The 21,459-nt window shown below is 45.2% G+C and carries 21 protein-coding genes; 15 read left to right on the forward strand and 6 right to left on the reverse strand.

Annotation, left to right across the window (positions count from 1 at the left end):
• Positions 1 to 103: 103 nt before the first annotated feature.
• Positions 104 to 862 (reverse strand): DUF6650 family protein, encoded by a 759-nt coding sequence (locus tag ACBZ72_08790; GenBank protein XES76270.1) that lies wholly within the window; start codon positions 860 to 862, stop codon positions 104 to 106.
• Positions 863 to 1,114: 252 nt separating this feature from the next.
• On the opposite strand from ACBZ72_08790, the gene uvrA reads away from it, so the two are divergent.
• Positions 1,115 to 4,030: an excinuclease ABC subunit UvrA gene (gene uvrA, locus ACBZ72_08795; GenBank protein XES76271.1), complete on the forward strand. Its 2,916-nt coding sequence runs from the start codon at positions 1,115 to 1,117 to the stop codon at positions 4,028 to 4,030.
• Complete coding sequence (uvrC, locus tag ACBZ72_08800; protein XES76272.1) at positions 4,014 to 5,615, forward strand: excinuclease ABC subunit UvrC; 1,602 nt, start codon at positions 4,014 to 4,016, stop codon at positions 5,613 to 5,615. The genes uvrA and uvrC overlap by 17 nt, the downstream gene beginning before the upstream one ends.
• A gap of 32 nt (positions 5,616 to 5,647) precedes the next feature.
• On the opposite strand, the gene ACBZ72_08805 is transcribed toward uvrC, so the two are convergent.
• Positions 5,648 to 6,493 (reverse strand): hypothetical protein, encoded by an 846-nt coding sequence (locus ACBZ72_08805; protein XES76273.1) that lies wholly within the window; start codon positions 6,491 to 6,493, stop codon positions 5,648 to 5,650.
• 281 nt (positions 6,494 to 6,774) lie between these two features.
• Here ACBZ72_08805 and ACBZ72_08810 point away from each other — a divergent pair, with 281 nt between their 5' ends.
• Together ACBZ72_08810 and ACBZ72_08815 are read left to right on the forward strand one after the other, a co-directional pair.
• Positions 6,775 to 7,200 (forward strand): rubredoxin-like domain-containing protein, encoded by a 426-nt coding sequence (locus ACBZ72_08810; protein XES76274.1) that lies wholly within the window; start codon positions 6,775 to 6,777, stop codon positions 7,198 to 7,200.
• 137 nt (positions 7,201 to 7,337) lie between these two features.
• Positions 7,338 to 7,955 (forward strand): GyrI-like domain-containing protein, encoded by a 618-nt coding sequence (locus ACBZ72_08815; GenBank protein XES76275.1) that lies wholly within the window; start codon positions 7,338 to 7,340, stop codon positions 7,953 to 7,955.
• 222 nt (positions 7,956 to 8,177) lie between these two features.
• On the opposite strand, the gene ACBZ72_08820 is transcribed toward ACBZ72_08815, so the two are convergent.
• The gene (locus ACBZ72_08820) at positions 8,178 to 8,669 is read right to left on the reverse strand and encodes a hypothetical protein (GenBank protein ID XES76276.1); all 492 of its coding nucleotides are present in this window, start codon (positions 8,667 to 8,669) and stop codon (positions 8,178 to 8,180) included.
• 195 nt (positions 8,670 to 8,864) lie between these two features.
• On the opposite strand from ACBZ72_08820, the gene ACBZ72_08825 reads away from it, so the two are divergent.
• The 5 genes from ACBZ72_08825 (at position 8,865) to ACBZ72_08845 (ending at position 12,368) form a co-directional block, all read left to right on the forward strand.
• Entirely contained in the window at positions 8,865 to 9,074 is a 210-nt protein-coding gene (locus tag ACBZ72_08825) for a hypothetical protein (GenBank protein ID XES76277.1), read from the forward strand.
• A 67-nt stretch (positions 9,075 to 9,141) separates the two neighbouring features.
• Entirely contained in the window at positions 9,142 to 9,567 is a 426-nt protein-coding gene (locus ACBZ72_08830; protein XES76278.1) for a flavodoxin domain-containing protein, read from the forward strand.
• Positions 9,568 to 9,833: 266 nt separating this feature from the next.
• Complete coding sequence (locus tag ACBZ72_08835; GenBank protein ID XES76279.1) at positions 9,834 to 11,387, forward strand: hypothetical protein; 1,554 nt, start codon at positions 9,834 to 9,836, stop codon at positions 11,385 to 11,387.
• A gap of 352 nt (positions 11,388 to 11,739) precedes the next feature.
• Entirely contained in the window at positions 11,740 to 11,967 is a 228-nt protein-coding gene (locus tag ACBZ72_08840) for a hypothetical protein (GenBank protein ID XES76280.1), read from the forward strand.
• On the forward strand, positions 11,946 to 12,368 hold the full coding sequence (locus ACBZ72_08845; protein ID XES76281.1) for a type II toxin-antitoxin system VapC family toxin: 423 nt from the start codon (positions 11,946 to 11,948) through the stop codon (positions 12,366 to 12,368). Before ACBZ72_08840 ends, ACBZ72_08845 begins: the two co-directional genes overlap by 22 nt.
• Positions 12,369 to 12,812: 444 nt before the next feature.
• Here the strand turns inward: ACBZ72_08845 and ACBZ72_08850 are convergent, their stop codons facing one another.
• Positions 12,813 to 14,213, reverse strand: coding sequence for a sugar porter family MFS transporter (locus ACBZ72_08850; protein ID XES76282.1), 1,401 nt, complete (start codon positions 14,211 to 14,213; stop codon positions 12,813 to 12,815).
• Between the two features lie 313 nt (positions 14,214 to 14,526).
• On the opposite strand from ACBZ72_08850, the gene ACBZ72_08855 reads away from it, so the two are divergent.
• From ACBZ72_08855 to ACBZ72_08875, 5 genes are all read left to right on the forward strand, one after another.
• Entirely contained in the window at positions 14,527 to 15,237 is a 711-nt protein-coding gene (locus ACBZ72_08855) for a hypothetical protein (GenBank protein XES76283.1), read from the forward strand.
• Between the two features lie 200 nt (positions 15,238 to 15,437).
• Entirely contained in the window at positions 15,438 to 16,373 is a 936-nt protein-coding gene (locus tag ACBZ72_08860) for an integrase (protein XES76284.1), read from the forward strand.
• A gap of 38 nt (positions 16,374 to 16,411) precedes the next feature.
• Positions 16,412 to 17,290 carry a hypothetical protein gene (locus ACBZ72_08865; GenBank protein XES76285.1) on the forward strand — a complete coding sequence of 293 codons (879 nt, stop codon included), beginning with the start codon at positions 16,412 to 16,414 and terminating at the stop codon, positions 17,288 to 17,290.
• A gap of 51 nt (positions 17,291 to 17,341) precedes the next feature.
• Complete coding sequence (locus ACBZ72_08870; protein ID XES76286.1) at positions 17,342 to 17,620, forward strand: hypothetical protein; 279 nt, start codon at positions 17,342 to 17,344, stop codon at positions 17,618 to 17,620.
• A gap of 208 nt (positions 17,621 to 17,828) precedes the next feature.
• Entirely contained in the window at positions 17,829 to 18,404 is a 576-nt protein-coding gene (locus ACBZ72_08875) for a hypothetical protein (GenBank protein ID XES76287.1), read from the forward strand.
• 119 nt (positions 18,405 to 18,523) lie between these two features.
• Here the strand turns inward: ACBZ72_08875 and ACBZ72_08880 are convergent, their stop codons facing one another.
• Complete coding sequence (locus ACBZ72_08880) at positions 18,524 to 20,110, reverse strand: NosD domain-containing protein (protein XES76288.1); 1,587 nt, start codon at positions 20,108 to 20,110, stop codon at positions 18,524 to 18,526.
• Between the two features lie 115 nt (positions 20,111 to 20,225).
• Between ACBZ72_08880 and ACBZ72_08885 the strand changes: the two genes are divergently transcribed.
• Positions 20,226 to 20,414 (forward strand): hypothetical protein, encoded by a 189-nt coding sequence (locus tag ACBZ72_08885; GenBank protein XES76289.1) that lies wholly within the window; start codon positions 20,226 to 20,228, stop codon positions 20,412 to 20,414.
• 82 nt (positions 20,415 to 20,496) lie between these two features.
• Here the strand turns inward: ACBZ72_08885 and ACBZ72_08890 are convergent, their stop codons facing one another.
• On the reverse strand, positions 20,497 to 21,081 hold the full coding sequence (locus tag ACBZ72_08890) for a hypothetical protein (protein XES76290.1): 585 nt from the start codon (positions 21,079 to 21,081) through the stop codon (positions 20,497 to 20,499).
• Positions 21,082 to 21,459 lie beyond the last annotated feature (378 nt).

Raw genomic sequence — 21,459 nt, forward strand, 5'->3', positions numbered from 1 at the left:
ATTAGAATATCCATATACAGCTCTGGCAGAAAAAAGCGTCATTTTTCAACAACAAGGCGCATCAAGAGAAGTAGGTGTGTGTTACTTTTTCCAAAAGTTAAAGCTAATCTTTGTCGTCTAAAGGCATTATTGAGGCCAAGTCTTTTTCAACCTGAATATTGTATGTATTTACAATTTTCTCCAAGTGGATTCCAAAGACACCTCTCAATTCACCAATTGCACCATTGAATTCCCAGCTTGCCCAATGCCCTTGGTGAGAACCGAATCGGATAATATCGCCATCTGGGTCACCAATAGCACTCAGAAATTTTCTACATGCCGCCCTCATGGCTTTTAAAGATGTAGATAAGTCTGTTTTTCCAGGGAGTTCACCAATTTTTGTTGTCAAAAATTCCCTAATTTGCAGAACTGATTGCACACAATGGTTTGGGCATTCCATTTCCGACGATAGATATAGGACTCTTCTATCTTCAAGATAAGAAACTACTTGACGAGCAATCTCGCCTTCAGTAGTTTTCGAATTCTTAAAATGTTCCTTGTCGGGTTGATTCAAAAATATTTTGACGCTTGACTGGTCATGAGACATAACTTGAATTCCGGAGGATTTTTTCTGAATTTGTTTATCATGTGAATCTGATGTGCCTTTGGTTTCAGATAACTGTTCAAAATATTTAGATACAGCAGCCCCAAACGTCTCTGGCTTAAAAAAGCAGCCCACACTTAACCCGCCAAAAACAGCAGTAAAACCCCAGAGTAATTGACCAGTGGTATTCCACGCATTATTAATAGCTAAAAACAAAAGAATAACAAAGCCAAAACCACAGCCTATGCCAGCAACGTATCCGTTTGTTTTCTTATTCATGAACTCTAAATAAATGGAAGTATCCTATTTCTTTTGCTATTTTCATTCACCTAAGCCTCGCCTCATAGTGACGCAAAAAAAACCACCTACAACAAAAGCATATTCCCCCAGAAAACAAGCCGACGCAACACCACCTGCACACCGCAAAAAAGATAACCCCCAAGAAAATGCCACTAACAATACAATAAAGTTCTAATCTCTAGGCTGGAACTCAATATTCCCCTTAAAGAGACTCGAATTTAGGTTAATGCCATGAGAGACAGCATATCCGTTCGAGGTGCGCGAGAGCATAACCTCAAAAACATCGACTTGGACCTGCCACGCAACAAGCTAATCGTGATTACGGGCTTGTCGGGTTCAGGGAAAAGTACGTTGGCGTTTGACACGATTTATGCGGAGGGGCAACGTCGCTATGTGGAGAGCCTCAGCGCGTATGCTCGGCAGTTTCTGGGTTTGATGGATAAGCCCGATGTGGACTCCATTGACGGTTTGTCGCCTGCCATCAGCATTGAGCAGAAGAGTACAAGCAAGAACCCCCGCAGCACCGTGGGCACGGTCACTGAAATCTACGATTACCTCCGCCTGCTTTTTGCCCGTGTGGGCACGCATCACTGTCCCAAATGTGGCAGCAGCATCCGCCCCCAAAGCCCCGAAAACATCACCAGCCTCATCATGGCAGAAAAAGGCAAAACCCTCGTTTTCCTTGCGCCCGTCATCCGCGGCATGAAAGGCACTCATGAGCAGGTTTTGGATGACCTTAAGAAGCAGGGGTTCACCAAAATCCGCGTGGACCAAAAAATCTACGACTCCGACACCGTCAAGGATGAGGTGAAGCTGGTCCGCTACGAGAAGCACTGGATAGAAGCCGTCATCGACACCGTCACAATCGACGATGAGGAACGCAGCCGCATAGCCGAAGCCGTCGAACAAGCACTGCAAACGGGCAAAGGCACCATGATTGTCATTGACGCTGCAGACGCAAACGCGGAGCAGAAACGGGAGCTGGAGCGGTTCCAAGGCGAAAACCTCTACAGCACCTTTGGCGCGTGCCCCAACCACCCTGAAATCGTGTTCGAAAGCCTTGAGCCCCGCATGTTCAGCTTCAACTCGCCCTGGGGTGCCTGCCCAACCTGCCACGGACTGGGAGAAATCAGCGAAGTCTCCGCTGACCTCGTCATCCCCGACAAAACCAAATCCATAATGGACGGCGCATTGGCGGTTTACGGCAAAATGGAGCTCACCTGGCGGGCACAGCAACTCATGGTGGTCGGCGACAAGTACGGCTTTGACCTGTTCACGCCCATTAAGGACCTCACAGAGAAGCAACTGCAAATCCTTCTTTACGGCGACCGCGAACCCATCAACGGCAACTGGTCCAACGGCAGCAACATGTGGATGCGGGAAGGCTGGGAAGGCGTCATCCCCCAGACAATGCGGCTCTACAAGCAGACTGAAAGTGAATGGCGCAAAGAAGACATCGAGAAATTCATGAAAAGCCGCGTCTGCAACACCTGCCACGGCAAACGCCTCCAACCCATCGTGCTGGCAGTGCACATAGCCGGCAAAAGCATCATCGACGTGACGGATTTGTCGATTGAGCAGGCGGTGGAGTTCTTCAAGACGCTCCCCGAGTATTTGAACGAGAAAGAAATGACCATCGCCAAACAAGTCCTCAAAGAAATCAACGAACGTCTGGGCTTCCTCAAAAACGTGGGGTTGGGTTATTTGTCGCTTTCACGGGCAGCACGGACATTGTCGGGTGGGGAGGCGCAGCGCATTCGTCTTGCCACCCAGATTGGCAGCAACCTCATGGGCGTCCTCTACATCCTCGACGAGCCCAGCATTGGCCTGCACCAGCGTGACAACACCAAACTCATCAGCACCCTGCACAGGCTAAGAGACTTGGGCAACACGCTCATCGTGGTGGAGCATGATGAGGAAACCATCCGCAGCGCCGACTACGTCGTCGACATTGGCCCAGGCGCGGGCGTCCACGGCGGACACGTCGTCGCCGAAGGCTCCCCACAAGAAATCATGCAAAACAAACGCAGCCTAACCGGCAAATACCTAAGCGGAGAGCTGCAAATCGAGGTGCCCTCCGAGCGGCGCAACCCCGTGGACTTCATGGTTCTATCGGGTGCCGCAGAGAATAACCTCAAGAACCTCTCCCTTAAGCTTCCTTTGGGTGTTTTGTGTGGGGTGACGGGGGTTTCGGGTTCAGGCAAAAGCACGCTTATGAACCAAACCGTTATGCCGCGGCTTAGGGAGCGGTTTGGGGAACGCGTCGACAAAGTCGGCAAACACGACTACCTCATCACCCCCAGCTTCGTAAAAAACGTCATCGTCATCGACCAAGACCCCATCGGCAGAACACCACGCAGCAACCCCGCCACCTACACAAAACTGTTTGACGAAATTCGCAAACTCTTCGCAGCAACCAAAGAAGCCAAAGCACGCGGCTACAGCCCCGGCAGATTCAGCTTCAACGTGAAGGGAGGCAGATGCGAAACCTGCCAAGGCGACGGCGTTCTGCGCATCGAAATGAACTTTTTGCCCGATGTTTACGTGCAGTGCAGTGACTGCAAAGGCAAGCGCTATAACAAGGAGACCCTCGCCGTCCAGTATAAGGGCAAAAACATCGCCGAAGTGCTGGACATGACGGTGGAGGAAGCCGCCAAATTCTTCGAAAACATGCCCGTCCTGGCACGGCGGCTACAGACGCTGCTGGACGTGGGGCTGGGCTACATTAAACTGGGACAAAGCAGCACGACGTTGTCGGGCGGGGAGAGCCAACGCATCAAAATCACCCGCGAACTCAGCAAAAACAAAAGTGGACACGTGGTGTACATGTTGGATGAGCCGACGACGGGGCTGCATTTTGACGACACCAAACGTCTCATCCGAGTACTCAACCGCCTGGTGGAGAAGGGCAACACGGTCTACGTCATCGAACACAACCTTGATGTCATAAAAAGCTGTGATTACCTGTTGGATTTGGGTCCTGAAGGCGGCGAAGCAGGCGGCAGGCTCATCGCGCAGGGCACCCCCGAGGAAGTGGCGGAGAATGAGGAGTCGTTTACGGGGCAGTTTTTACAGAAAATTCTAAATCCGCCCGTGGTGCAAGTTATGGAAGCAGTGGCGAAGCTGCCTCATGATTCCTATAGCTGATGCCTCCGAGTTCAAAAGCAGTGACATACCCCGATGCCCAGGGGTGTACCTGTACCGCGACGAGCAAGGGGAAATTCTCTACATAGGCAAAGCCAAGAACCTGCGTAGCCGCGTCAAAAGCTACTTCTCCAACGGCGATAAGCCCGCCAAAACGCGGCGGCTGGTTTCGCTTATTCGCCAAATTGACTGGGTGCTGGTCAACAATGAGGTCGAAGCGCTACTGTTGGAGAACAAGCTCATCAAGCAGCACACACCTAAATACAACATTAACTTGAAAGACGCCAAAACCTACGCCTACATCGCCTTCACCCGTGAACCCTACCCCAGAGTTTTGACCAGCCGCAAAGTCAGCCGCAAACTGGAGTCGTTTGGTCCCTACACCGACGGCTACACCCGCCAAGACCTCCAGCGCCTCGTGGTTCGGGTTTTTAAGCTGCGTACCTGCCGCAAAATGCCAAAACGGGCATGCCTAAACTTCCACATCGGTTTATGCTCGGCGCCCTGTATCAGTAACGTTAGCTTGGAGGGGTATGCGGGGCAGGTGGAGCAGGCACGGGCTTTTTTGGGCGGCAACTATGAGGACACCATCAAGGTGCTTTTGGCGCAGATGCAGCAATCCAGCCAAAACCAGCATTATGAGCGGGCACTGGAGCTTCGCAACCAAATCGCCTCCATTCGGCTCCTGACGCAGCGGCAAATCGTGGATAACGAGCGGCGGTTTGACCAGGATGTGATGGTTTTTCGGCGGGTTGGCGAGAAGGTGCGGGCGGTGCAGATGGGGGTGCGCAAAGGCGTTTTGCTGGGTAAGAAGGAGTTTTCGGTGGATTTGCAGCCGCAGGTGGAGCAGGAGCTTTTGAAGGCGTTTTATGCATCGAATCAGATTCCCCGCGAAATCCTGCTCAACGCACCCTGCTGGGAAGGGACAGTGGAGAAGGCGGCGTTAGAGGAGTTTTTGTGCTCAAAGCGAGGCGGCGCAGTTTCGCTTACGGTTCCTAAGCGGGGGGACAAGTTGGGGCTGGTGCGGTTGGCGGAGAAGAACCTTGAATCCACGCTGGAAGAGGACAGCGCATTGGTTGACCTGCAAAACACGCTAAACTTGCCGACGGTGCCGCATGTGGTGGAGTGCTTTGACATCTCCAACCTTGGACAAGAACACGTCGTCTCAGGCATGGTACGCTTCACCGACGCCAAACCTGACCGCAAAAACTACCGCAAATTCAAAATCAAAACCGTCACCGGACAAGACGACTTCGCCTCCATGGCAGAAGTGGTCACCCGAAGATACAAGCGGTTGCAGGAGGAGAATGCTTCTTTGCCTGACTTGGTGGTTGTGGATGGGGGCCCGGGGCAGGTTGCCGCCGCCAAATCCGCCCTCACCACGCTTGGGCTACAGGTGCCGCTTATCGGGTTAGCCAAAGAGCACGAAGAAATCTACGTACCCGACGACCCCGCGCCGCTGCAGTTTAACAAGAACAGCCGTATGATGCTTTTCCTGCGCAAAGTCCGCGACGAAACCCACCGCTACAGCCTAGGCTACAACCTGAAGCGCAGGGAGATGAAGCTACGGGACGAATTTAAAAAATAGGGTTCCTGCACCTAATTCTATCTTGTTCTTAGTCACTTAAAGCGACGCCGTTTCTTAATATCATCAATAGCTATCAGAATCATATTTATAAAGCCGAAAATTTCACAAAAAAGAGTCACTTCTATTAGAGAATTTGAGAATTCTTTGAATGTAAGCTTTGTAGGTTTTAAGGAGTACCTTTGAGTATTGGGAAATAAATCCCAAAACTCAATTTTATCGTCCATATCGTAATATTTGAAATTGCCATGTGCAATTGAATTCCTCAGGTTGCTGTGAATCCCATGGCTAAACTTATCAGGCAAAGTATTTAGGAACGCTTTTTCTTTTTCGAAACTTTCCCCAATTTGTATTCCCAAAGTCTCAGTGATTGAGACATCTTTTCCTTCACTTATTCTTTTCATTGCCAGGAGATTCTTTAAGACATTTTTGAAACTTCCTTCCATTAATATTAAGAAATAGAAGCAAGTCATGTAATACTTGGGCTTATTTTCTAGCTTTTCTGCCACTTTTACAATATCTTCCAATACTTGGTTAGTTTGGATTGTTCGCTCCATAACAGGAATCAAATCTTCTGTTAATTTGTTAAATCTCGAAGCATCAGTAGCAAGTGCACTTGTTACTATCTCCCAAATAAATAAAAAGCAACTATCCTTAAATCCTGAATCTTGATAATAATCTTCCCTATACGTTCGTATTTCTATTCTCAGTGTGTCCAGTAAGTCAAACAAATCTTGGTTAGTTGAGAACTTGTTTTTCAAGGAAAAAACAATCCACTGAGATGTTTTCACTAGTTCTCTCCGTAAAAACAGCTCTGCAACATCTTCTGCACTTATTGGTTTAACATTTTGTTTTACATTATTACGCTTCTTGGAATTCAATTGGTAATCTCGCCTCCTGTGTTTTTTTGCTAAAGCAACTCTTTTTCAGCCACCAACGCTTCAATTGTCTGTCGGTCTCAGTTTATCTTGAAATCTCAACATATGTTTTCCAAACATTCGTCTGGCTGTTAAACATTTAGTTAGGGAGCGTTTCAGATGTTCGTATCTCCTTTTTTTACCGCTCATCGTTCTCAGTCTTAGACAGAAAATCACGACCAATCAATACGGACCAGTTTTTGAAAACATTTTAAGGTCACATGGAAAAATAGGTTGGTGAAATAGTGCCCAAATTTGGTAAGCCAGTCTGGCAACATGTTTTTGAAGCTGCCAAAGATTTGAAGATGCCGACGTTCTCGCCTAATGACATAATTGCAAAGGTGCATGAGACAAATCCCGAAATTCCATCTGTTACGATACGTTCTTACGTTCTTGCTATGGCACCCAATCACCCGTTCAGTGAGCATTGGCATTCAACTCGCAAACTGCACGGCGCGTTTGAATATTTAGGAGACGGGCGATTCCAAATTAAAGAAAAAGGTGAGGCGGGAAAACCTGCAGAAACGCACGAAGCCAAAAGGAGGCTTTGGTATTGCTTCCAGTGCGGCTACATCGCCTACAGAGAAGCCCCGCCGATGGTTTGTCCAGTCTGCAAGGCAAAAAGGAAAATGTTCAAGGAAATAAAAACGCGCGTAGCCCTCACTGGATAGCGGTTGTGGAAAAGCGTAGAGGGGAAGGGATAGGTCGAAAAGGTAGGTTACCTACTCCGAAGCAGCGCGCAGTTTTACATGGAGGTTTGCATAATCCTTAAACCCCCAGAGTGTCCAACTGCTATTGAGGGTTTTCGTTGGATAAAATTGACTACAAGAAAGAGTTCAAAAGCCTCTACAGCCCGCCTTCGAAAGAGGTTGCGGCGGTTGATGTCCCCGCCTTCAACTTTATCATGGTGGACGGCAAAGGCGACCCCAACACCTCACAAGAGTATCGCGAAGCCGTCGAAGCCTTGTTCACCGTTTCTTATGCGCTCAAGTTCATGGTGAAGAAAGGTGAGCCTGCCGTGGATTATGGGGTGTTACCGCTTGAGGGGCTGTGGTGGGCTGAGGAAATGAACAGCTTCGCCACTGGAGATAAGGCGTCTTGGATGTGGACAGCCATGATAATGCAACCCAAATTCGTTACCAACTCACTGCTCCGTGAGGCAGTTAAACAGACCAAGAAAAAGAAGGACCTTCCTGCTGTGGGTAAGCTGCGGTTTGAAGCATTCAAAGAGGGTCTATCAGCGCAAATCATGCATATTGGTCCATATTCCGCGGAGAAAACCACCATCGAAAAAATCCACAACTACATCCAAACCAACGGCTACGAATTCAACGGCAAACACCACGAAATCTACCTTGGCGACCCCCGAAAAGCCGCGCCTGAAAAAATGAAAACCATCCTGAGGCAACCGATAAAGAAAAAATAGCCACCACCCTACAAAGCGGAAAAGACAACTGTTAGAAGTTGTAGTTGGGGCTGGGCTGTTTTGTTTTTTATGCCCTTCTTGGGGGTACTAAACCCAACGGGTTGGGGTTCATCTTAGCTGCAGGCGACATTGAATAAAAACCACCGCTACAACACGATATGCCAGCTGCAATATACCGTACTGGCTGTATTTTAAACGTAACAACAAAAAAGGGAAGCGGATTTAGCTGAGCTTTTCCAGTTTAATGTGAAAAGTCGCGTTCCCGCCGGGTGGGTACACAAAGAAGACGGTGTGGCTTTGGGGGTTTGGTCCGCCAAACACTTGTGAGTAGGGGCTTTCGGTGCTCATGCGGTTCTCTGACGCGGGGATGTCGCTTAGGATGGGGTACATGTCTTGAGCGGTGCAAGTGTGGTTTGTGCCTTCATCCCAGTAGCCTTCATAAAAGTACAGGTCGGTCCAGCCGCCTTGACCCGGCATCTCTAGACACTCCACCGTTAGCTGCCACTGCTCATTTGCGCCTGTTCGAAACGGCACATAAACCTCCTTAACCGTGCGCTCCAAAAACCGCAAACACTCATTGGAGCCGGTTACCGTGAAGTCCAACTCCTGCTGCTCTGGCTCAACACTAAACAAAGAAGGACCAAAGCCAACAACCGCACCCAAGGAAATCGCCACCACCATAACGGCAACCGCCGTAATGATTTTCTTATTCAAACGCGTCTCGCTCCTTAGAAAACACCTGATGGTTTTCCCTCAATTCAACCACATGTTCACCCGCAACCATACTGCCAGAGCGTGCTATTAGAAACTTTTGGAAAAACACAATAACCTAATTGTTGCGCTGTTGGTGCAGTCGGGCAGCCACACACAGTTATTGCCCACAACCGCTAGTCTTGAACTGGTGAGCTTATGTCGGAATGGCCCGGAGGCATAGTCGGCGGTGATTACGACAAACGCGACGTAGCCATACCTGAACCCACCGTAGACTCGGAGGGTGTTTACCGCTGCATCATTTGTGGCCAAGGCTTCTCCTCAAGACAAGACTACGACAACCACTACATCCACGACCACACCAAAGAGAAAACAGAGAAAAGCTACGCCCAACCCTACAGTAAGTAACCCAAAAACTGTCGACCTACAAAAATTTTAAAGAGGGATTTCACTGAAGTAAAGAAGGGGAGACCAAATGAACCCGGTTATAATCTATTTTTCTCGGGGTGGAAACACACGCAAAGTCGCAGAGGCTATGGCTGAGGAACTCAAAATCAGGCCAATTGATGTGAAGAAAGAAACCCCTGACGTAAGCAATACCGATTTGTTGATTATAGGAAGTGGCACCTACGGAGGAAAACCCGGCGAAGAACTTGTCGCATACCTTGAAAACTTGAAGCAAGTTACTGGGAAGCGGGCTGCGTGTTTCTCTAGTTGCGCAGGAGACGCAACAAAAACACTTGCAGCCATGAAAGAAATTTTGAACACGAAAGGCTACACAGTGGTTGACTGCTTCAGCTGTTTTGGAAAATTCGCGGGATTAACAAAAAGAGGGCACCCGTCAGAGGAAGAGATAGCGCAGGCAAGAGAATTCGCCAGACAACTCATCAGTTCAAGCTAAAGCCAAGATGCTCTGGAAAGTTTTGCCTCATGCTCAGCAGGCAGTCGTAGCAGCGGGTGAGCAAAATTTGAAGACGAAGATGCAAGGGTATAGCGAAAAGAAAATAATAAAACTGGTACACAAAACGCAGATTGCTGAATAAACGCAAGGACACACTCCAAAGGTTACTGGAAAAGCAAAAGTTTTTGTGCAGGTTTTTTGTGTCAAGAAACATTTACAAACAAGCTTTTATGAAAACACACCCCGTTTGTTATTTGGTGTGGAGGTTGAGAAAAACTATTGACGCAGGGTTGTTCGTTTTTTTCATGGGAGCGTTGCTGGTTTTTTCCAATGGTAATGTGTTGGTTAATGCCACAGACACCGTAGTTGACCTCAGGTCATATTCAGCCGATTTGGGTTTTGAAGCTCAAAGCCTCACAGAGGAAACCTACGTGGACGATTTCAGCACCGACTCCCCACTGTGGACGCTGTATTGCAACGCATACCGTGACCCCACAAACCAGTATCTTGTCTTAACCGAGCCTAACGGTAATCTAGCTGGTGCGGCGTACTTCAAAATTCCCTTCACCAACGCTTTCACGGCTAACTTTAGCTTCAGTGTGGGAGGCGGAAGCGGCGGAGACGGCTTTACCATGTTTTTCTACAAACAAAACTACACCACCATGGGTGAAGGAGGCAGTTTAGGGTTTAACGATGACACCGCACCCATCCCAGGATACGCAATCGAGTTTGATGGATGGCAAAACATTGGCAGAGACCCATCCCCACCTAACGAGCCCGGCGACCCCTCCAGCAACCACATCGCTTTGATTAAAAATTGGATGGGCAACCACCTTGTCTATGTCAACGACAGCAGAACCGAAGACAACAAATGGCACGACGTTTCGGTTGTGGTTGGCGAATCCTACGTAGGGGTTTTTGTGGACAACGAATTCGTGCTCCGCTGGGACGGAACATTCAACAAAACCTACGGCTGGTTTGGCTTCACCGGCGCAACTGGAAGCGCAACAAACTGGCATCTGATAGACAACTTTACTCTAACCAACACAGTTACGGAGCCACCCCTAACGCCAACCCGCCCAAACGCAGTCAACGCAACACGGTTCCCCTCTACGCTCTCCATCGTAGCTGACGCGTCGTCCTCTGAAGTCGGCTCAACCGTGAACATTAACGGCAGAATCTCTAACGAAGAGTGCAATGCGTTGGGAGCGGGAAAAACAGTGGTCTTATCCTACGCGGTGGGTAGCAACGCGTCGTGGGTTCCGCTTGGTTCAGGGGAAACAAACGCGGCGGGAGAGTACTGTATTCAGTGGGTGCCTTGGGCGTCAGGCACATTCATGCTGAAAGCAGAATGGAACGGAGACCTAAACTACACTGGAGCCTGTAACTCGACGACAGTGTGTTTTCTGCCCGTCCAGAACCAGAAGGTTTTCTGTGTGGAATCCAACAGCACCGTCACAGGCTTAGCGTTCAATGACCCAAACCTCACTTTGGGCTTTACAGTCAGCGGACCCTCAGGAACCACTGGCTACACCAGAGTCGCAGTCGCCAAATCCTTAGTAGCCGACATCAACGCAATCAGGACACTGGTGGATGGAGAAGAGGTAAACTTCACTGCGACGTCGGTGGATGAAAACTGGATGGTAGCCTTATCATACTCGCACAGCACGCACCAAGTAAGCATTGACCTGCAAACACAAGGAAAAGAACGCACCAACTCACAGCCGTCTTCAGCGTTTGAGGTTGCAGCAATCACGACCGTGGTGGTAATTGCTGTTGCATCGGCAATAATTATGCAAAGAAAACAAGCGCCCAAATAACTGCACAAACAGCCACACCATTTTCATCAAGTAACCATGATTATACTGGAGGTTAATTCGTGGCTGGTAGAAACGCTGTTAGAAATTACCCGTTTCTTTCTCACGTCAGAGGCAATTATTCCAAGGCACCACCTCATCACCAATAACAAGAGGATGCCAAGTGATATTTTGGTTGTAATGAGGATTTGCTACGACGTGAGAGATGCCAAAAATCTGCGGCGTATCAAGAGCGAGGTTGAAGCTGCGACCACACTTTTTCCAGAGATTTTAGGTTTGTTATTTTTCGTGGGAAGTTTTTTATGCAGCAGAACAGAGTATTATGTGCAATAAATATGTGCAAAAAGTGGTGTGCATGAGTAACAGTAACATAACGGTAAGAGTCCCTGAAGAACTAAAAGAGCGCATGAAGCACTGCAGAAGCATTAACTGGAGCGAAGTTGCAAGAAGAGCCTTTGAAGACGCCGCACGCAAAGAGGAACGGCAATGTGCCGCAGACGCAATCAAAAATCTCAGGCAAGAAAGCAAGGCAGAATGGGATGGCGTTAAGGAGATACGCAAATGGCGAGACGCCACGAAATAGTTGTAGACTCATCAGTGGTGGTTAAATGGTTCAGCAAAGAGTCAAAATCGGTTGAAGCCCTAAACCTGTTAGACGCCTACACACAAGGCTCCCTTGAATTAGTCGTCGCAGAGATTCTTTTCTGCGAAGTCGGCAACGCCCTTCGATACAAACCCGACTTCGATGCCCAAAAATGGAAAAAAGCCCTCACCCAACTATTCAACCTGAACATGAAAGTTGTCCAACTAACCCAAGATCTTGCATTGAGGACAGGGGAGATAGGCTACGAATGCGAAGTAACGTTTTATGACGCTTTGCCTGTTGTCATCGCGGAAAACAAAAAAACTGTCTGCATCACAGCTGACGAAAAGACGCAGTACAAAAAACTTCAGACAAAAGGGCACCCCGTCGAACTCCTGTGAATGAAGCCAAGTTCTTTCGGTAAACAGATTCAGTTCGCCAAGTCTTGAATAGACGAGGCAGGCAAGTTTGTAGTGTTTCCAAGCCACATCAAAGACCTCAAACCCTGCCTTGTGAAGCCATACAACCTGCCCCATCAAAGAATAAGGTGTGTCTGTTTCATCAAACGGAAACGTGAGGCGCAGTAGCGCGCGGATAATCGGTCATTTGCGCCCTTAACTGCATCAATAAGTAAAAAAACTCCCAGGTTGCAGGAGCCTCCAGACTTCCCTGAAAAGCACTTCTTTCTCAGATAGTGGTGCATTGCAAGAATTGAGTGGACAAGATTAAACGTACTCAGGAGAGGCAGCTTTGAAGGCACATTCACCAACTTAGTTCTCGATTTGAACATGCCCAGTTTTCGACGCGATTGTGCTATAATTTTGGGTAAAACGTCATACCATACCCTAGCTTTTCTGTTCTGTGTCTTTCTTCCCAAGATGCCTTGGGTGACCACCCCGTCTGAAGTGACTCTCAATCTGTTCCAAAGTCAACCCTTTGGTTTCTGGAACCAGACGCAAGGTGAAAACAAACGCGACCACGCCAATTACAGCAAAGAGCCAAAAGGTTCCCGCCTGCCCCAGCACAGCAACCAGACCCAAAAAGACCAGTGTGATAACAAAGTTAGCCGCCCAGTTAGCTATTGTTGCAAAGCTCATTGCGGTTCCACGCACTTGAAGGGGAAAAATCTCAGAGATTAAAAGCCAGAAAACGGGTCCAAGACCAATGGCGAAAAATGAAATGTAAGCAATAAGGCTAACAGCCGTTATGATCCCAACGGCAGAACCACCAATTCCGGAAGCAAAAACAAAACCTGCACCAAGAACAACCAAGGAAACAACCATCCCAAGTATGCCCACCAAAAGCAAAGGCCTGCGTCCTACCCTGTCAACCAGAACCAACGCTACGGCTGTCATGATGAAATTGGCTATGCCTACGCCAGTTGTTGCAGCAATGGCGGCACTTGCTGAAGATAACCCCGCAAACTGAAAAATCGTAGGGGCATAATAGATGATGGTGTTTACTCCAGTGATTTGCTGAAAAATGGCTAACCCAAGCCCAATCATCAAAGGATATTTGACTACGCCAGTTTTGAACAAGCCTAAGCCTTTTGCTTCAGTCTTTACCGAAAGCTCAATTTCCTTCACTTCAGAATTAACGTTAGTTTGTCCTCTGACTTTCTGCAAGACGTTTTGCGCTTTTTCTGTTCGGTGCTTGAAAATGAGCCATCTAGGACTAGGAGGCATGAGTGTTATGCCGATTAGGAGAATCATTGCGGGAATCAACCCAACTGCGAACATGGCCTTCCAGTCGCCGCTTGCCGAAAAAATGTTGTCAACGCCATAGGATACGAGAATGCCTAGGGTTACAAAAAGCTGGTTTAATGAAACTAACGCGCCTCGTATGTGTTCGGGGGCAAGCTCCGAGATGTACATGGGGACAATAAAGGAGGCTAATCCAATGGCGACCCCAATGAGTATTCTTCCGACAACAAATATTCCAAGTCCGCTGGAAAACAGCAAGATAACGGTTCCAAGTATGAAGGCGATTGACCCCGCAATAATGGACCTCTTACGCCCCAAACGGTCCGCCAGTACCCCACCAAGTATTGCCCCAAATATGGCGCCAACCAAAACTGCACTAGTCGCGATGGACTCTTGAGTTGACGAGAGCCCCCAGTCTTGCTGAATGTACAAAATAGCTCCGGATATGACGCCCGTGTCAAAACCAAAAAGAACGCCGCCCACAGCAGCTATCGCAGCGGCAATAAGTAGGATAAAAGTAATTTTTTGTTTGGTTCCGCTCATTTATTTCGCGTTCCGTTAAAAAAAAATGTATGTATACTCTGCTGCTACAGGTACAGTAGAAAGTAGGGTAATAAGATTGTGTGACTTCGACCACACTACAACACTTTGCACGGCAGCTTGTTAGTAAATCTTACTTATTTTCTGCACAGATAAAGCCCCGAGAGCTCCAATTTTTGGCCTGTGACGAGCTGAAGACAAGAATTTGGGAAAGGGAACGCGCAGGGGATTAGGTTTTTTGTCGGTCGTTGTCACGCATCAGAGGGTCTCTTGCAAAACTCTTTAAACAAGTTAAACCAGTAGTTACCTGATGGCAATGGGTAAGAAAGCATGCATAATCGTAACCCTAATGCTCTTACCTTTAGCAATGATTAGTGTAATTAATGCGCAGAATATTCCTAAGCCATCCGTGCCAGTTTCCGCTTTAGCTTCTTTAGCGGACGTCACTACCGCTCAGGGGGCGACTACAACAGACTCAACTACAGGAGCAACTTCAACAGAGCTTGTTGTTAACGGAATTAAAATCAGCGTTATCAATCAACCTTTTTCTTACTCCTTTAATGGCACCACCTACGTCTTGTGCTATGATTACCGCTACAAAGCCCATTCGGCACAGAACTGGGAAAAATCCCCTTACACTCAGAACAATAGTTATCCGCTACAGTCAAATTCAGGCACCACCTGGCTATTGGTTGAAGAAATTAGCATTCCACAACCTGCAGACGATGCCCAAATTGACTTTCAAGTGCAAGCAATTGCAGGACACTACCACCAAACAGAATCAGGCACTTTCATTTTTCCTGACCAAACAAGCGGTTGGACTCCAACCCACACAGTGACCATTTCATATCCAACCCAAACAGTAACCGGTCCGCGCCCTACAATGCACACAGATTCACCGCCCCCTTCGCCTTCTCCAACAATACCCGAGTTGCCAGTCGGGATTGTTCTGCCATTTCTAACCGTCACGGGTTTACTGGTCTACTTAGCAAGCACAAACCATAGAAACTGGAAAAAGACTATTTGATGTTCACTTTGTATATACGCACTTCGCATTCCTCTTCCGCGAGTAAACCTTCCTCAATCAAGACAACACCAAACTATCAAACAGGATGTCTTTTCAAAATCAAGCTCGTCCAAATGGTTTTCGCGGTTAATCTTTTCAGGGAGAAAATTCAGAGCTTTATCGCTCAGTTAATACGCAGATAAAAAACGGGCGCGCAAATTTTGGAAAGCCAAAAGGAAAGGGAAATAACGTTAACTATGGCGGGCGGGGAGGGATTTGAACCCTCGACCCCCAACTTAGGAGGAAAGAAAATAGATGGCTTGGATGTTGACCAATTCAAAGAATACCTATACAACAAGTACTGCAGGTCATATGCCAGCCAAATACTAAACTTTGTCTGCAAAAACGGTAAAGACTTCTTAGAAAACCCCTCAAAGCTGTTAACCATTAAGCCTTCAGTTAGAGGCAATGCACTCAAGTCAATGGTCTGTTTAGCCAAGTACCTTGGATGCTATGAAGAGTACAAAGGCAAGCTGAAAAGTCACGGAATTAAGTGGACTAATGAAGATACAGCGTTCAACGGCTTTCTAAGCATATTCTCAAAGCAACATGACACCTTGCCCCAATGGGTAAAAGAAGCCACAAGAGTTCTGCATGATAATGAGAGATTATTTCTAAGATTCCTTGCAACCACTGGGCTAAGGAAGAACGAGGGTATAACTTCTTTCAATATGGTTATAGAGCTTAACTCAGCTGGGAAACTCTGCGAATACTACAATGAAGAGCTAAACGTGCTGGAGCACTTCAAATATGGTAAGCTATTTCTAAGAGACACCAAAAATGCCTACATCAGCTTTGTAACTAAAGCCCTGATAAAAGAGATTTGTAGAAGTCAGCCAGTCTCTAATTATGCCATTCATTCTAGGCTAGATCGAAAGCACCTGAAGATGAGATTCAAGGAGCTAAGAAGCTATCACAACAGCTACCTACGAAAGCATGGCATAATCTCAGAGCTGGTAGATGTATTGGCTGGAAGAGTGCCTAAGACGGTATTTGTTAGACACTACTTAGGTGAGGAAATGAATGCATTCAGCAACCAAGTTTTGTTTATAGAAAAAGAATTAGAAACGAAATTGCTTTCTAAACTGGTTAAATAATCTTAAATCTTAAAAACTACTACTCTATTTGACTTGCTTTGAGCGGAAAACAGAAGTATCAAAACATTGTTCAAGAAATAAGGAATGACTTAGAATACATTAGAGAATTACATGGGAGATTAATAACTGACCTAAGTCACGCAGAAAACCCTGTTCCAGCACCTCTAGACAAGATTCGTATTTTAAAGCTAAGGCGGTGGATAACTGACATTTTTATAGATAAAATATTTGAGACAACTTTGAAAGTTAAAAACCTGCTAAAAGACCTATCTCTTGGTGTACATTATTGTTTTGACGCTTTTATCAAAGCATCTGGAGAAATAATAGAACACCTCAAAGGCATTGCTTTTTCTCAGACTTTGCGCATGAGTAGTGAGGAAGTTAAAATCGGTTTAAAGAAGCTGGATTTTAATTTAGAGAGTTATGAGGTCAATGCTGAGAGATTGTTTGTAGAAATACGCAGTTTTCTTTACAGTACAGAATGGAAAAGGATGGCCAATGTTAGAGTTGAAGATTATGTTTTACCTACAAAACGTAACTCATATGTTAGCGCCAGAGAGGAACTTGAGAAAGCAAAGCAAGCGGTAAAGGATAATCATTGGGATGAAGTTTTAAATCATCTTAGACCTGCGATTGATTTGTCTATAAAAGAAAAGTTCAGTTTTAAGAAAATAAACCCGATGAAACAATTCTTGTTAGCTGCTAAGGAATCAGGTTTACCCCTCCCTACATATACTATGCTTTATGACTATTTTGATGAAGGTTCTCAGAGAATTCACTCAGGCAAACTTAATACTCCTTTTGAGTGTCAGAAAGCGTTAGAGTTTGTTGCTGGCTTCATAGACCGACTTGAGTTAATAGATGTCTCTGAAAAACAGATTGAAGAGTTTAAGCAGAAATGTAAGTGTGTAGAGTGATCTATCTCTGAAGTCTCTGAAAAAAATTACCTTTGCTGAATTTAAGAAAAGTTGGAAGAGCAAATAGCTAAGATTGAAGCCAGAGCCTTGGATAATGAAGCGGTGAGCAGAATATCATTACATTTCGATTCAGAGAAGGATAATTTTGAAATGCCCTTAGACGAGGAAGTAAAATATACAGATGTACTTTTTGAATTAGAGATGTTAGAGTCTAAGTTACAAATTGCTCTTGAGACTGCTAACAGTCGTTTTAAGTTAGAGAACAGGGGGATATGGGCTAAGGCATTCAATGGCTTTTTTGATAAGTTGGCACAGAAACATGGAAAATAGTTTTTATGGGAATAGGTCTTTTTCTTGACCACTCTTGTTCTATGTCCTCTCAACTTAAAAGCCACGCCACAGCAGGCAAGCGCAGGGTCAATGACCAAAAAGTGTCAAAGAAGGACATTGAGACGTAAGACCATTTGCCCAATATGACATCATGCAGTTCAAAAAAGAATTAAACACAGTCTTGTAGACAAAAAAGAGGTCGTGAAACATGACGAAATATTATCCAATAGATTTTTTCTTTGATGGAACTCCTAAATCTGAACAATACTTTGTGTATGCAGATGTAAACAAACAAGCAGTAGAGCTGCTACTGGATGCTTTTTCCGAGGAATCAACAGCACATAGCCATTCATTAGCGCCAGTTGTTTATTTGTTGAGGCAGTATATTGAGCTGCAACTAAAGGGAATTATAGCATTTAATGAAGAGTGCCATGTTGTTTGGAGGACTCACAACATTCAGTCTCTCTATGAAGAAGCGATGCGCAATGTTAAAAAACAATACGGAACTGACCAAATAGGGCAGGCTAATCCTGAAGTTGAAAAATTCATTTTAGCTTTGTCTAATTTTGACCCGAAATGTGAAGCCTTCAGATACCCAGAAACTGTTGACGGAGAAAGTTTTGCAGAGTTGGCTGAAAAGATGGACCCGTGGCTCTATGAAACCATCACTGTGTTTGAGAAATTTGCTGACATTGCAACCAAAGTTATTGACGACCTAGAAGGAATAGAGGGCTACCTTGATATCATGTGGGCTAACGAACAAGAAGGGTTTGCTAATCAGTAGTTGCTTTCATTTCAACATTCTAGGAAGAGAGAAAAGTTTAGGATATTGCTGAGACAGTTACTACGCCATAGGCGGCTTCTGTGCTCTGTTGTGCCACAACTTCATTCTTTAATAGATCTCTACTGAAGTTTCCCAATTCGTTTTCTGTAGATTAACGCTCCAGCTATTATTGAGATAATTATCAGAGTCAAGAATATAGTTGAGGGAAACTCTGGTATTGTAGGCGACGGTTCAACGCTATGGTTTGTTATGTCTGATGGGTTTGCTGTTGTGATTGTGGTTTGTGGTTCGCGACTTGAAGAAGGTGAGGGAGAGACTGAAATAATTGCACTTTTGTATATTGGGTAATGGTCTATGTTTGCTCCATTGATAACATATGGTGCATTTCCTATGCCAGAGTTTTCAACTTCAGTTGCATTGGGATACAGCACCATATAATCACTCCAGTTGTTTCCTACCTGACCGTTATCCCATAAATTAGACTCATTCCCAGCACTAACATAACATCCAGGAGGATTTTTAATATCTGAATCGCGAGGCAACAAAATATTCTTGTAAAGGAGATTGTCGCCAGAGTTAGATAGCTTGATAGCATAATGCCCTTGTACATAAGGGGTGAAGGTAATAGTGTTGTTCGTTATGGTGTTTTTAGTGGCATTTTCCATTTTGATGCCTCCCTCATTGTTTGCAATATAATTTCCGCTGATAAGGTCATTTTGAGCCGTGAGGTAAAGTCCATAATCAAACTTTCCAGTTATTGTATTATTGGAAATAATGTTGTTTTGCCCACCATAATCTCCAATGGCATTTCCAGATGCATAGTTGTCATCAAAGCTTCTTGTCAAATTATTTCCAATCACAATACAAGAACTGCACTGATTTATTGAGATTGTTCCTTTGAAAGCCAAGCGATTATCAAGTATGCATAGGTTTTTGCCACTAGCAACAAGTTCAACAAAATCATTATCACTAATAGTTAAGTTATTGCCATAAGCGCTAAGAGACGAGACAAGTCCAAAACTGTTATGTATAAACTGAGTATTGCTGCCATTTATTGAAGCGCTAGTACTGATGAGGTTTTTAGCAAAATACGAGTTTTCTCCATGTGCAAGCCAAAGGCTCGGTTGAACTCTATCCCCTTCTTTGTTTGTTATGTTATTGCCTATCACTTTGTTGTAAGATCCAATAAGTCCTAAACCGTTTATGCTGTTGTTTGAAATCAGGTTCGTGGTGCTAAGGCTTTCCAATTGAACACCAACCCCATTACCAGTTATATTGTTTCCAGAAATGCAGCCATTTGTAAGACTTCCTCTTATACCCACATTAAAGTCGGTTATGACTAAATTCCTGATTGACACGTTGCTCAGTTCATTTAGGGTAAGTCCAGTAACTGCATAATAATCATCAAAAGGTGTGGGGTAGTTCCGCGTTTCAGTACCATTAATGGTGAAGCCTGAACCATCAATAACAATATCGCTTTTTTCTATAGCTATTCCGTGAGAATTGTAAATGTTATCCGTAAAAACATAGGTGTCTCCAAAATGTTGAATATTTTCTGTTCCTTCTATACTGCCATCTGCTCTAATGATAATGTTTGCATCAACCATAATGGTTTTTCCTTCAACTGGCTTAATGGATGGGGCAATAAATATGACACAGACTAATGCGGTGGTCAGGCAGCATATGAGGTATTTGTTTGTTCTCATATTTCTCCCGTAGCGCTCTGTATTTGTTTTGTTCCCTTTTTATAATTTGTGGCACCATTTTGTGGTTCGGAAATAATCTTTGTTTGGTTTGGTAACACCAATTTAGGTAACTACAATGCTTGAAGCAGAAGGAAGATTTGTTAACAGACCAACATCTACGGGTGGGAAACTTTACGATAAATTCTTCATTTACGTGCCAACAGAAGTAGCTAGAGACGGATTATTTCCATTTGACACCAATGAGAAAGTTAAAGTGAAAATAGATGCCAACAACAAAAGGTTAATTGTAGAAAAAGCAGAATAGGCTGAGAAAATAATAAGAAACACCAAAAAGCCGTACCGTACGGTTTTTCTTAATCTAACTTTCACACCTTCTGAAAGGGCTATTAAGTAGAATTTAGGGAAAGAGATAGTTTTTCCCTTAACTTTATTTGCATAGCCTTCTCTTCATAGATATCATCAATTGCCTTGTTGGAAATCTTTACGCCTTCTTCAAAGAAGTGTTTCCAACCCCTGCCCAACAGTTTACCACTTAAAGTGTGTTTGTCTTTTGCATAATCGGGAATCTCCAGCTTTCTTTTGTCAGCATAAACAGTAATCAACAAATTATCAACTACCCTACTCTTAGGAGACCTAGCTAAAAACAAAACAGCATAAACTAGAAATAATCTGCAACCATCATCTTCTCTTCCCTTAAAATCAAAATATTGCCTCTCTAACACATCCACAAGCAAAGTCGCATTGGGATTAGCTAAACCAACATCTTCTGACGCTATCACTCTAAGCCTATTCCATAATCCTTTAGGATTTGCAGTCTCTATCTTGGTTGCCCAAAACACAGCCTCATACTCATTCCCTCTTCTAATATCCTTTTGCAAAGCAGACATCAACTCATCCCACTCATAAACCCCATCTATCTTGGGCTTGGATGCGTTGCCACATTTAGAGAAATTAGTCTGTAAACTAGTCATGGCAATCACCCTTCTGTATGGAAGCAAGGAGTCTAACCATAAAAGAATAGTTCAACCTCAACATACAGCTTTTCAGCTTATTTATTCTAATTCTTAATCTAAAATTTCTTAAATACACTATATTACAGGAATCATTAGTTGGAGTTAACAACACCATCATACTACTAGTTCGGTCATTCTGCAAGTGAGTGTTTCCGACACAGTTGATTTTATAGAATTTAAGGTGAGGATTCTCTTCTATGAGTGATGCAATGAGCGCCCATAATTCATCCGAAGTTGGAAGAGTTTCTGTGTGAATATAGATAATGCCCAACTCCTTAGCCTCTTCTATCTGTGATTCACTTCTAGTAGCTCCAAAACTGAAGTGTAATCTAAACT

This window comes from Candidatus Bathyarchaeia archaeon (assembly GCA_041447175.1).
In the GTDB taxonomy this organism is placed as follows: Archaea; Thermoproteota; Bathyarchaeia; order Bathyarchaeales; family Bathycorpusculaceae; genus JADGNF01.